Below are 12,409 nucleotides of genomic sequence, written 5' to 3'. Positions count from 1 at the left end.
ACCCCTGTCGCCAGGCTCGAACTGCCTCCCCCTCGTGGCCGGTGCGAAAGCGCCGGCCTTTTTTCATGTCCGAGCGGAGCGTCAGGTTTCGGCCAACACCTGCTGGAAATGCCGCGCGACTTGTGAACCGTCGGGACCCTGGCAGACTTGGCGGCTCGGGCCCTGCTCGGACCAGACCGTTTGGCCTAGGCGTTCGCCGTTCAGGATCACCGAGACCGGCGCCGACCGAACCTTGAACAGATCGGGACGAGTGATGCGCACCAGCGCGGCGACGTCGTGCAGCACGCAGCCGTCCAGCCCCTCGTGGCGGGCATAGGTGGCCGCGTAGCCGCGGGTGAGGTCGTGGACGAAGCGGCCGGTTTCGCCGGTCTTGGCCATATCCCGGGCGGCGGCGTCGGTCAGCACGCAGGGCAGGGTGGCGTCCAGCGGGACCAGGGTGAGGGGCCACGGCGCGGCCAGCACCTCGGCGGCGGCCTCCGGGTCGTTGTGGATGTTGGCCTCGGCGAACGGGGTGACGTTGCCGCGCGCGAAGGCACCGCCCATGATCACGACCTCGGCGACCAGGCCGGCGATGTCGGGCGCGGCGCGCAGGGCCAGGGCCAGGTTGGTCAGCGGGCCGATCGCGACGATCGTCACCTGACCGGGATGGGCGCGGACGAGGTCGACGATCTTCTCATGCGCCGCGCCGGGGTCGGCCGGCGGCAGGCGAGGGCCGGACAGCTCGATGTCGCCCAGGCCGTTCTCGCCGTGGACATGGACGGGGGACAAGCCGCGAGGCCGATTCAGAGGCTTCGCCGCGCCCTTGTGTACCGGCGTTTCCAAGCCCAGGCGCCGCCGCAGCCATAGGGCGTTGCGGGTCGTGGTCTCGACATCGGCATTGCCGAACACGGTGGTGATCGCCAGCAGCCTCAGGTCCAGCCGGGCCCGCAGATAGAGCAGGGCCAGGGCGTCATCGACCCCTGGATCGGTGTCGAGGATCAACAGCCTCGGCGCGGTGTTCATCCGTAGACCGCGCGGCAGACGGCTTCGCACTTGGCCAGGTCCAAGGCCCCGTCGGTGCGCACGCCCGACTCCATGTCGATCCAGTAGAGCGCGCCCTCGGGCGCGGCGATGCGGGTCAGGATATCGGTCACGGTGTCAGGACCTATGCCGCCGGAATAGCCGCAGAACGGCCCCTCGGCGGGCGGCGGCGCGGGCCAGCGGTCGGGACGCGCGCCCGTGCCGAACGAGACGTCGTACAGCCAGTCGACGCCGGTCTGGTTCAGCGGGAAAGCGCCCGAGCATTGCAGCACGGTCCGCACGCCCAGGCGACGGCCATAGTCGCGGGCGGCGGCGACCTGGGCCGGGGTGCTGCCCTTGAAGCTGTGATTGACCTGCACGCGCTGGATGCCGGCGGGGGGCAGGGGTGCGCTCAGCGGATCCGCCGCGATCGCCCTGGCCGCGCCGCCGCAGACATGGGCCGCCCAGCGCAGGTCGCGCTCGGCCAGAAGGGCGTCGCGGATCGCGGCGGGCGGGAAGAGGACGGTATGCTCCTGGGCCGGATCGACCAGCACCCCCCACTCGATCGGATAGCGAGCCGACAGCGCCCTGAGCCCGGGCAGCAACTCGAGGCGGTCGACGCCGGTGAAGGCGATGAAACTGGGCGGCTGCATGGCGTGTTCCGAAGGTCAGAATGTCCTTGCAAACTATCCAGTGAAACGTTTCAGTCAAGGCGCTGAAGCGAAGGGGACGAGATGGCGCGGGTGGCGGTCGCGGGGTTCGCGACGATCGACTATGTGGTCCGGGTCGAGGGCGACTTCACCGGCCGGGGTACGCGGCTGACGCGCGAGGCCGCCTGGCCGCGCGCCGGCGGCGCGGCGCTCTATGCCAGTACGGCGCTCTCCAAGGCGGGCGTGGCCGCCGCGCCCCTCACCTGGATCGGTGACGACGCCGACGGCGAGACCTATCGCTCGGAATGCGGCTCGCTGGACGGCGTCGCGGTGATGCCGGGCGCGCCGTCGACGCGGTGCCTGCTGATCTACAATGCCGATGGAAGCTATGGCTGCCTGCTACGGCCAGGACCCGCCGACCTGACCGACGCTCAGCTGCGCTTGGCCGCCCAGGCCGAATGGCTGGTGATCGCGGCCGGCCCGCCGGCGATCACCGCGCGCCTGCTCGACGTCCAAAACACGCGCCTGGCCTGGATCGCCAAGGACGACCCGGCCTGTTTCCCGCCCGAGCTCGTGGCGCGGCTGACGGCGCGGGCCGAGGTGGTGTTCTGCAACGCCGGCGAACGCGCCTGGCTGGACGGCGGCCGGACCGGTCCCGCCCCGGCCGGCCAGATCCTGTTCGAGACGCGCGGCGCGGAGGGCGTGCGCGTCGAGGCGCGCGAGGTCTTCGACCTGCCGGTCGCTCCGCTGTCCGTCGACGACGCCACGGGCGCCGGCGACACCTTCGCCGGCGGCGCCTTGGCGGCCTTGATCGGCGGAGGCTCGCCGCGCGCGGCGGCGCGGGCGGGGATCGCGGCGGCGGGCGCTCTACTCGCTACTCGCCAGGGCGTCGAGATTGGCGATCAGGCGCCTTAGCAGGCTGACCAACTGGATGGCTTCCGCGTCGGTGAAGCCGTTCAGCGCCTCCTGATTGCCGCGCAACAGGGTGTCGATGGCGTCCGGCATCCGGGCCCGCGCCGCCTCGGTCAGGACGATGCGGCGGCTCCGGCGATCGGCCGGATCGGTCGTACGGCTGATCAGTCCGTCCCGCTCCATGCGGGCCAGCATCTGGGCCATCGGCGGCTGTTCGGTCTTGGCGAAGCGGGCCAGGTCGCGCTGGGTGCTGGCCTCGCCGTCCCGCAAGGCCACCAGCACGGGCAGTTGGCCGACGCCGAAGCCCAGCGGTTTCAGGCGCGCCTCGCTCAGTCGGGAGAAGCCGCGCGCCGCCAGGCTGATCAGATGCCCCGGCGTCGAGAGCACATCCAGCGTCACCATCGTCCACCCTTGCGTTCGGCTTCGATCAAATACATATGTGCATATGTAAATGGTTTGGGTTCACGCGGAAAGGTGTCCGATGGACAATGATATCGAGATGCTCAAGCGGCTGTACGCGCGCTTCAACGCGCGCTTCAACGCGCGGGACATCGACGGCGTGCTGGTCGAGCTGACCGACGACGTCGCCTGGGCCAATGGCATGGACGGTGGGCACGAGCGCGGGCGCGATGCGGTGCGCGCCTACTGGACGCGTCAGTGGGCCATGGTCAGCCCGCACGTCGAGCCGGTGGCCTTCGTCCGCCGCGCGGACGATGTGGTTGTCGCCGAGGTCAGCCAGACCGTCCACGACCTGGGGGGCAAGCCCCTGACCGGCCAGACACATGGGCTGAAGGATAAGACCATCGGCCACGTCTTCCGCCTCCGTGACGGCAAGGTGGTCCGCTTCGATCTCGAGGACCTCTAGCCGCTGATCAGCCCCATGATCGTGGCGGTCAGGCAGGTGGTCAGAAAGGCCGCCGCCAGGGCCTTGAAACCCAGTTCGACGACCTCGCCGACCTTCTCCGGGGCCATGGATGACAGGCTGCCGATCAGGATCGCCACGCTGCCGACATTGCCGAAACTGCCCAGGGCGTAGGTCAAGATCAACAGGCTCTTGGCGCTGAGCGCGCCGGGCGGCAGGGCCATCATGTCGCTGTAGGCGACGACCTCGTTGGCGGCGACCTTGGTGCCGAGGATCGCGCCGACGGCCTGCAGGTCGGACAGCGGCGCGCCGGTCAGCCACACGATAGGGGTCAGCAGCCAACCCAGGATCCCGCCAAGCGTCAGCGGCGCGCCGGCGTGAGGGAAAGCGGCCAAGCCCATGTTGATCAGGGCGATCAGGCCGACGAAGACGATCAGCAGGCCGGCGATGTTCAGCACCATCTTCACCGCGTCCAGCGTGCCGAAGGTCAGGGCTTCCAGGCTGCTGCGATAGGGACTGGTCAGGACGATCGGTTCGCTCGCCGCGCTGGCTTCGCCGGGAATGATCAATCTGGCCATGCCGATGGCCATCGGGGTGCTGATCAGCGAGGCGATCAAGAGGTGGCTGAAAGCATTGGGCACCTTGGCCGCGATCAGCGAGCCCAGCACGATCATCATCGAGCCGCCGATCACCGACAGGCCGTCGACCATGATGATGAACAGCTCGGCGCGCGTCAGGCGAGGCAGGAACGGCTTCACCAGCAGCGGCGCCTCGACCATGCCGAGAAAGACGCAGGCCGAGGTCGAGACCCCGACCGGCCCGCTGACGCCGAACAGCTTGCCGAACGCCCAGGCCGCCGCGCGGACGATGACGATCAGCACCTTCCAGTGCCACAGCAGGGCCGATAGCGCGCCGACCAGCAGGATGGCCGGCAGGGCCTGGAAGGCGAAGATGAAGGCGGCGCTGGGGTCGGCCATGCTGAACGGCGCGCGGCCGCCGCCGAGGTAGCCAAACATGAAGCTGGATCCCGCCCGTGACGCTGCCTGCAAGGCGTCGACCGCGTGGGTGGCGGCGGCGAAGCCGGCGGTGATGGCCGGGACCTTGGTCAGCAGCAGGGCCAGGGTGACCTGGCAGGCCAGGCCGACCAGCACCGGCCGCCAGGGCAGGGCGCGCTTGTTCTCCGACAGCAGCCAGCCGATGGCGAGAAAAACGACGACGCCCAGCAGCGCTCGCGCGGTTTCGTTGTCCGGCATGTCCCCTCCGACGGCGGTGGTGAGACTTTATAGAGTGAAACGTTTCAAGGAAATAGCGCCGGATCGACACTATCCACGACTCAGCGGTTTAGGCGCGTTATCCTCCCGAGTCCGCGAATATGCCCGAAAATTCTCAGCGATTGCAAAGTGAGCGATCAAATTGGGCACGCGTCGAATGCCCGGCCCCTGTGATGAAATTGTCATTGAACTTGGATATGAAACGTTTCACTAAATCGTACCGACCCCGCCGAGGGCGGGTCGCCTGAAGGGGGCTTGAACATGAAGACGTCCATCTGGCTGGCTTCGAGCGCGCTGTGCCTGGTCATGGCCGCGCCCGCCATGGCCCAGCAGACCGCTCCGGCGCCTGAGACCGTCGACGAGGTGGTGGTCACGGCCGAGCGCTTCGGCTCGGGCCTAGCCCGCGCGACGTTCACGATCGGCGCGGAGGACATCCAGGAGCGTCCGCTGGGCGCCGAGATCACCCAGGCCCTGGTCAAGGTTCCGGGCGTGCAGGTCTCGACCGGCGATAGCCGCGGTGGCAGCTTCTCGTTCGAGATCTACATGCGCGGCCTGAGCGATGAGCAGGTCGGCCTGACGCTGGACGGCATCCCTACGGGCGACAGCCGCTTCAACGGCGGGTCGCCGCCGCAGCGCTTCATCGAAAGCAGCAACATCGGCAGGATCACTGTGTCACAGAGCGCCGGCGACATCGGCGCGCCGTCGCGCTTCGCCCTCGGCGGCTTCATCGACTTCGTCACCGACGCCCCGCGCAAGGACTTCGGCGGCACGGTCGAGGCGGGCCTTGGCTCGTTCGACTTCCGCCGCCTCTATGGCCGCATCGACAGCGGCGAGATCGCGCCGGGCCTGTCGGCCTACTTCACCTACTCCCACCAGGAGAACGACGTCTGGGCCGGGCGCAACAGCCGCGGTTCGGAGCGTGACCACTACGAACTGAAGGTCGTGAAGGACTTCGACAACGGCTCGTTCCTGAAGGCCCGCGTCTCGTACAACGACCAGACCGACAACGACTTCAACATCGTCACCAAGGGCGAGTTCGAGGCCGCGCCGCGCAGCGACCGCGCCCTGGACGCCATCACCGGCATCCCGGCCAAGGACGTCGACTTCGGCGGGGCCCTGGGCGGCTGGCGCAAGGACTGGCTGGCCTATGCCAACAGCCACGTCGTGCTGAGCGACGCGATCAGCCTGGACGTCAATCCGTACTACCAGAACCTCAAGGGCGAATCCTTCCGCTACCAGGACCGCCAGCGCGTCCTGACCGGCGGCGATCCGCGCGCGGTGACCAGCTACAACGCCAATGGCGGGGCGGTGCGCCCGACCCTGACCACGATCCGCAACAGCAATGTGGTCGGCGGTCCGGCCGACATGCGGGTGACACCCCGCGACCGCGATCGCTACGGCGTGACCGGCGAGCTGAAGGCCAAGTTCGGCGCCCACGCCTTGCGCTTCGGCGGCTGGTGGGAAGGCGGCGACTCCACGGAGAAGCGCAACTTCTACCCGATCATCAACTCGGCCCAGAGCATCGCCTACGATCGCGGCAAGCTGAACTATGTCGAGTACGAGCGCAGCGCCTCGGTCGAGACGACCATGCTCTACGCCCAGGACGAACTGCGCGCCTTCGACGACAAGCTGAAGGTCGACCTCGGCGTCACTTGGTACAACGTCAAGTACGACGCCAAGTCGCCGCTGGAGTACAAGGCCAACGTCAAGTTCTCGCAGCACTCGGACCTCAATCCGAAGCTCGGCGCGACCTACAAGCTGGCCGAGGCCTGGGAGCTGTTCGGCGGCTACGCCAAGAACTTCGCCGGCATCCCGGAAGACGCCTTCCTGGGCTCGACGGCGGTGATCAATCCCAAGGACCTGACCCCCGTCTCGACCGAGAACGTCGACCTGGGCCTGCGCTATGTGAAGCCCAACATGGCCTTCTCGATCCAGGCCTATGACGTCGAGCTGAAGAACAATGTCGGCATCGTGCCGCGCGACCCGACCGCGACCCTGGACCCGCAGGAAGTCGTCCGCGGCAATGTCGCGACCAAGGCGGTCAACATCGCCGGCATCAAGACCAAGGGCGTCGAGCTGACCGGCTACTACGACTTCGGCGTGGTCGATCTCTATGGCTCGTATTCGCGCCAGGACGCCAAGCACGACAACCCGGCCGTCGGCAGCGCCGCGCGCGCCGCCCTGGCCGCCGTCGCGGTGATCGGCGGGGCCGGCGTGCGCGACATCCCCAAGGACAGTGTCTACGGCCAAGTCGGCTGGAAGCCGCTGGCTGGGCTGAAGATCGACGCCAATGTCCGCTATGTCGGCAAGCGGGTCGGCGGCCACATCGTCGCTCCTACCACCTTCCAGGAACTGGGCGTCGAGATGCTGGACGCCTACACCCTGGTCGGGCTGACGGCGACGTATGATCTGAAGCGTCAAGGCGTGCCGGATCTGCGCTTCCAGTTCAACGTCGATAACCTGTTCGACAAGGAATACATCGGCGCGGTCAGCGGCTCGACGGCCACCCAGCCAGAGTTCGGCTACACCGCCGCCACGCCGAACAACCGCACCCTGGACCGCTACTTCGTCGGCGCGCCGCGCACCTACACCGTCTCGGTGAAGGCGCGGTTCTAGGGTCAGGTTCGGGAGTGTCTTCTCCCCTTGTTAGACGCTTCCGGAAGGGGCGGGTCGTCAGATCCGCCCCGATCCTTGACCCATTTCTTGACGCTGCCCATGAAAGGTTTCACGTCCTGGCTATCTCCCGCCGGAATCCCCGCATGGCCAAGAGCGAAGACCTACCGCGCCGCGCCACCTTGAAAGAGGTCGCCAAGGCCGCCGGCGTTTCGCTGGCCAGCGCCTCCTACGCGATCAACGGCGCGGGCTCGGTGGGCGAGGCCACGCGCGAGCACATCCTGAAAGTGGCCGCCGAGCTGGGCTATCGGCCCAACCAGAGCGCCAAGGCCATGAAGACCGGCAAGACCGGCGCCATCGGCCTGATCCTGCCGGACCTGACCAACCCGTTCTTCCCCGGCCTGGCCCAGGTGGTGATCCAGGCCGCGCGCGCTCACGGCTACAGCGTGTTCCTGACAGACACCGAAGGCTCGGCCGAGGCCGAGGAGCGGGCCGTGAACCTGATGATCGACCACGGGGTCGACGGGGTGATCTGGTTCCCGATCGCCGACGACGGCCCGGTCGGCAAGCTGATCGAGGGCGTGCCCACCGTGGTGCTGGACCGCAACCTGCCGGGCTATGACGTCATCCAGGCCGACTATGCCGACGGTGGCCGGCTCGCGGCCGAGCACCTGCTGGCGGCGGGCCATGTGAACATCGGGGTGATCTCCGGTCCCCACGCCGCTTCCAGCGCCCGCCAGCGAGCCGAGGCGGCGATCAGCACGGTGCGCGAGCGGGGTAACCTCGTCTGGCACGTCCACAACGCCTATTCGCTGGACCTGGAGCCCGAGGTCGCCAAGGCGCTGGAGAGCCGCACGGCCACGGCGGTGATCACGGGCGCCGACCTGATCGCGATCGGGGCCATGCGCCACATCCGGGGCATGGGGCTGATTGTGCCGGACGACGTCTCGGTCGTGGGCTTCGACGACATCCCGTGGGCCCAGTTGCACACGCCGGCCCTGACCACGATCGACATGCCGGTCGAGGACATGGCCGCCGCCGCCGTCGAGGCCCTGATCCGACGGATGAGCGCCCGGGGCGAGCCGCGCCGGCGCGTGGTGTTCAATGTCGAGCTGATCGCCCGCGACTCCGTGCGCGTCCTGACGTGAGCGCGCTGCTCGGCCTCGCCCTGGCGCTGAAGCTGCTGGCGAGCTTCGAGGTCCCGCGGGGCCTGGCCGTCGACGGCGCGCCGTTCGGCGGGATCTCCGGGCTCGACTACGACACGCGCTCGGGCGAGTGGTTGATGATCTCCGACGACCGGTCGGACAAGGCCCCGGCGAGGGTCTTCGTCGGGCGGATGGACGCCAGGGGTCTGACCGTCACGCGCCAGATCCCGCTGCGCCGCGAGGACGGCTCGACCTTCCCGTCGACCGCCAGCCCGACCGGTGAGCGGGCCGACGCCGAGGCGCTGCGGATCGATCCGCTGAGCGGCGACCTGCTGTGGACCACCGAGGGCGACGCGGCCCGCGGCTTCGATCCAGCCGTGCGGCGCATGGACCGCGCCGGCGCGGCGAAGGGGGCGATCCCGACGCCGTTCCGCTTCAGCCAGGGCGCGCGGCCGAACCTGACCTTGGAGGGGCTCGGCTTTTCGCCGGACGGCCGATCGCTGTGGCTCTCGATGGAAGCGCCGCTTGTCCAAGATGGTCCCGTCAGCACGGTCGCATCGGGTGCGCTGACGCGGATCACCAAGCTGGATCGTCAGGAGCGGGTCGCGGCCCAGTATGCCTATCGCCTGGACCCGATCCAGGCCGCGCCGGCCAGGCGCGGCGACAACGGGATCAGCGAGATCCTGGCGCTCGACGCCAACCGCCTGCTGGTCCTAGAGCGCTCCGGCGTCGAGGACGCCCAGGGGCGCTTCGCCTATCACTGCCGGCTCTACGTCGTGGACGTGCGGGGGGCGCGGGACGTGGCCGGCCGCGAGCGGCTGGACGATACCGTCCGTCCACTGCTGAAACGGCTACTGGTCAACTTCGATCGCCTCGCGAACGTCCCGACCAGCAATCTCGAGGCCATGGCCTGGGGGGCATCGCGTCACGGCCGCCGGACCCTGGTGCTTATGTCCGACGACAATTTCGACCCGGCCGCGCCGACGCGGGTGGTGGTGCTTTCGGTCACCGATCGCCGCTGATTGGCGCCTGGATCGCCAGGACGGCGCGGAGGGCGCCTTCATACTTTGATGTGATGGCGGCGTTCGCCCGGCGCGCACATCTGTCGTCCGGGCATCGCGGCGTTTCGCCCGCGATCCGGCGGACGCCGAACCATGATCAACAGGATCGAACTGAAGACGCCTTGGCCCGGCTACATGCCCGCGCGCTGGCTGTCGGCCCTCGGCGTGGTCGGCCTGATCCTGTCGATCTCCTTACGGAACAGCGCGTCGCTGACGCCGCTCTACGCCCTGGGGCCGATCATCGCTTCGGTCGGCTTGCCGGCGGCCGCCCTGCTGGCCGTGGCGCTGGTCTGCGCGCTGCTGGTCGCCAGCCAGTCGCCGGACGTGTCGATCCTGGTCTGGAGCCTGGCGGCGATCACCGCCTCCACCGCCATTGCCCTGCGCCAGGCGTGGGTGGCGAGCGTCGTGTGCGAAGGCGGACGTCGCTGGCGGGCGCTGTTCAACAATGTCGGCGTCATGCTGTGGGTGAAGGACTATTCGGCGGTGAAGGTCGCCCTGGACTTCCTGCGCGCCCAAGGCGTCACGGACCTGTCGCGCTACATCGCCGATCACCCCGACTTCCCGGCGCGGATGGCCGATCGGGTCGAGATCCTCGACGTCAATCCGGCGACCCTGGCCCTGCTGGGCGCGCGGTCTAAGGTCGAGCTCTTGAGGCATCACCGGGACGCGCTGACCTGCGCCTCGGGCCTGTTCGAGCAGGTGCTGGAAACGATCTGGAACGGCGGAACCCATTGGAGCGCCGAGGCCCAGCTTCGCCGGCTGGACGGCGCGACGATCCCGGTCTCGTACGCGGTCACCTTCTCGCCCGAGCGGCCGCTGCTGGACCGTGTGGTGATCGGCGTCACCGACCTGTCCGCCCTGCACCAGGCGCAGGAAGAACTCTCCGAGTCCCGCCGGGCTCTCGCCCACGCCGCGCGGCTGACGACCATGGGCGAGCTGACCGCCTCGATCGGGCATGAGTTGAACCAGCCGCTGGGCGCCGTGGTCGTTCACGGCCAGGCGGCGCTGCGGTTCCTCAGGCGACCCAACCCAGACCTCTTCGAAGCGCAAGCCGGCGTCGAACGGATGGTCGAGGACGCCCTGCGCGCCAGCGAGGTGCTCACGCGCTTGCGCGACTTCTCCCGCCGCTCGCCGCGCCGGGTCGAGGCCGTCGATCTCAACGCGCTCGTCGAGAACACCCTTCGGATCATCGGTCGCGACCTGCGCCAGTGGGGCGCCGTCGTGAGCCTGGACCTGGACCCCGCCCCGCCGCCGGTGCGCGGCGACCGGGTCGAGCTGCAACAGGTGATGATCAACCTGATGCTCAACGCCGCCCAGGCCATGACCCAGGTCGATCCTGGGCGCCGGTCCCTGATCGTCTCCACCGCCCGGGACGGCGAGCAGGCGATCGTGCTGTCCGTCGTCGACCGGGGGCCAGGCCTGGGTGGCGATGACGTCGAGCGCCTGTTCCACCCCTTCGTGACCAGCAAGGCCGATGGCCTGGGGATGGGGCTGGCGATCGTCCGCTCCATCGTCGAGGCGCACGGCGGCTGCATCCGCGCCGCCAACAATCCCGAGGGCGGGGCGACCTTCGCCGTCCGCCTGCCAATCCAAGACTGACCGAAGACCGACGCCATGACCTACCCGCGCAACGCGCCCAGCGACCTGGTTCTCGTGATCGAGGACGACGACTCCATCCGCGACGGCCTGGCCCGTCTGTTCCGCTCGGTGAACCTGGAGAGCCGTCAGTACGGCTCGATCGCCGAGTTCCAGCGCGACCCGCAAATGTCTTGTGGGCGGCCGTCGGGCGCGGCCCGCTGCTTCGTGCTCGACGTCCGCCTGCCCGGCGTCAGCGGGCTGGAGTTTCAGGAACAACTGGACCGCCACGGCGACCATGCGCCGATCGTGTTCATGACCGGCTATGGCGATATTCCGATGAGCGTGCGGGCCATGAAGGGCGGGGCGGTCGATTTCCTGGCCAAGCCCTTCCGCGACCAGGACATGCTGGACGCCGTCACCGCCGCCCTCGAGAAGGACCGCCTGCGCGGCCGCGAGGCCATGGCCACCGCCGAGATCCTGGCCCGCCGCGAGCGTCTGACGGTGCGCGAGCTGCAGGTTCTGGACGGCGTGGTGAAGGGGCAGGTGAACAAGCAGATCGCCGCCCATCTCGATCTGTCCGAAGTGACCGTGAAGATTCATCGCGGCCACATGATGCGCAAGATGGGCGCGCGTTCGGTGGTCGAGCTGGTGCGGATGGTCGACCAGTTGAAGGGCCGTGTCGCCTCTTGGCCCATGGCGTCCTGACGGCGCCGACCGATACCTTGGTATCGCCGCGTCTACCTTAAATTCGGTTCGCCATACCGCCGCACGATCGCTGTTCCGCGGGCGGGCGGACAATGCTGGCGTCATTCGAACGTGGTGATGCGAAATGTTCCAGCCGTTGCAGCATGTCCTGAATAATGAGCCGCCACCCACGGTGGTGGTCGGCGAGGATCCATCCCGGTTGACCGCCGGGCGCAACCGGCGCGTGCTGGTGGTGGACGATCACCTGGTGTTCCGGCTGGCCGCCAGCGTGCTGCTGGAGCCCCTGGCCACGGTGGACACGGCCGAGAACGGTCGGATCGCCCTCGACCTGGTCCTGGCCGCCCGCTTCGACGCGGTGCTGATGGACATCCAGATGCCGGTGCTGGACGGTCTCTCAGCCGTGCGCGAGATCCGTCGGCAAGAGGCGCTGCTGGACCTGATCGCCACGCCGATCATCATGTTTACCTCGCACGCCGGGCGCGACGCCGAGTTCGCCAGCTTCGCGGCCGGGGCGGACTTTCACCTCGCCAAGCCGTCGCCGGAAGGGACGCTGATCGCCGCGGTGGTCGAGGCCTTCCGGCTGAAGGACGCGCGCCAAAGGGCCTAGGCTTCG

12 protein-coding genes are annotated in these 12,409 nt (G+C 68.8%); 8 read left to right on the top strand and 4 right to left on the bottom strand.

Annotation, left to right across the window (positions count from 1 at the left end; all coding sequences use genetic code 11):
• Nucleotides 1-81: 81 nt before the first annotated feature.
• Together ACW175_RS18540 and ACW175_RS18535 are read right to left on the bottom strand one after the other, a co-directional pair.
• Complete coding sequence (locus tag ACW175_RS18540) at nt 82-1,002, bottom strand: nucleoside hydrolase (protein WP_492101461.1); 921 nt, start codon at nt 1,000-1,002, stop codon at nt 82-84.
• Nucleotides 999-1,652: a phosphoribosylanthranilate isomerase gene (locus ACW175_RS18535; protein WP_492101460.1), complete on the bottom strand. Its 654-nt coding sequence runs from the start codon at nt 1,650-1,652 to the stop codon at nt 999-1,001. The genes ACW175_RS18540 and ACW175_RS18535 overlap by 4 nt, the downstream gene beginning before the upstream one ends.
• 81 nt (nt 1,653-1,733) lie before the next feature.
• On the opposite strand from ACW175_RS18535, the gene ACW175_RS18530 reads away from it, so the two are divergent.
• Nucleotides 1,734-2,564 carry a carbohydrate kinase family protein gene (locus tag ACW175_RS18530; RefSeq protein ID WP_492101459.1) on the top strand — a complete coding sequence of 277 codons (831 nt, stop codon included), beginning with the start codon at nt 1,734-1,736 and terminating at the stop codon, nt 2,562-2,564.
• Here the strand turns inward: ACW175_RS18530 and ACW175_RS18525 are convergent.
• A complete protein-coding gene (locus ACW175_RS18525) occupies nt 2,517-2,963 on the bottom strand; it encodes a MarR family winged helix-turn-helix transcriptional regulator (RefSeq protein WP_492101458.1) in 447 nt (148 codons plus the stop codon). The genes ACW175_RS18530 and ACW175_RS18525 overlap by 48 nt on opposite strands.
• 79 nt (nt 2,964-3,042) lie before the next feature.
• Between ACW175_RS18525 and ACW175_RS18520 the strand changes: the two genes are divergently transcribed.
• On the top strand, nt 3,043-3,426 hold the full coding sequence (locus ACW175_RS18520) for a nuclear transport factor 2 family protein (RefSeq protein WP_492101457.1): 384 nt from the start codon (nt 3,043-3,045) through the stop codon (nt 3,424-3,426).
• On the opposite strand, the gene ACW175_RS18515 is transcribed toward ACW175_RS18520, so the two are convergent.
• Entirely contained in the window at nt 3,423-4,676 is a 1,254-nt protein-coding gene (locus ACW175_RS18515) for a NupC/NupG family nucleoside CNT transporter (RefSeq protein WP_492101456.1), read from the bottom strand. The genes ACW175_RS18520 and ACW175_RS18515 overlap by 4 nt on opposite strands.
• A gap of 279 nt (nt 4,677-4,955) precedes the next feature.
• On the opposite strand from ACW175_RS18515, the gene ACW175_RS18510 reads away from it, so the two are divergent.
• From ACW175_RS18510 to ACW175_RS18485, 6 genes are all read left to right on the top strand, one after another.
• Nucleotides 4,956-7,310: a TonB-dependent receptor gene (locus tag ACW175_RS18510; RefSeq protein ID WP_492101455.1), complete on the top strand. Its 2,355-nt coding sequence runs from the start codon at nt 4,956-4,958 to the stop codon at nt 7,308-7,310.
• Nucleotides 7,311-7,453: 143 nt separating this feature from the next.
• A complete protein-coding gene (locus tag ACW175_RS18505) occupies nt 7,454-8,455 on the top strand; it encodes a LacI family DNA-binding transcriptional regulator (RefSeq protein ID WP_492101454.1) in 1,002 nt (333 codons plus the stop codon).
• The gene (locus tag ACW175_RS18500) at nt 8,452-9,474 is read left to right on the top strand and encodes an esterase-like activity of phytase family protein (protein ID WP_492101453.1); all 1,023 of its coding nucleotides are present in this window, start codon (nt 8,452-8,454) and stop codon (nt 9,472-9,474) included. Before ACW175_RS18505 ends, ACW175_RS18500 begins: the two co-directional genes overlap by 4 nt.
• A 132-nt stretch (nt 9,475-9,606) precedes the next feature.
• Nucleotides 9,607-11,112 (top strand): sensor histidine kinase, encoded by a 1,506-nt coding sequence (locus tag ACW175_RS18495; protein WP_492101452.1) that lies wholly within the window; start codon nt 9,607-9,609, stop codon nt 11,110-11,112.
• 15 nt (nt 11,113-11,127) lie between these two features.
• Nucleotides 11,128-11,796, top strand: coding sequence for a response regulator transcription factor (locus ACW175_RS18490; protein WP_492101451.1), 669 nt, complete (start codon nt 11,128-11,130; stop codon nt 11,794-11,796).
• 124 nt (nt 11,797-11,920) lie between these two features.
• On the top strand, nt 11,921-12,403 hold the full coding sequence (locus tag ACW175_RS18485; protein WP_492101450.1) for a response regulator: 483 nt from the start codon (nt 11,921-11,923) through the stop codon (nt 12,401-12,403).
• Nucleotides 12,404-12,409 lie beyond the last annotated feature (6 nt).

Source organism: Caulobacter sp. FV1ye6ST, from assembly GCF_058681225.1.
The sequence above is the reverse complement of the archived record's forward strand: the minus strand, read 5'-3'. Positions and strand labels throughout refer to the sequence as shown.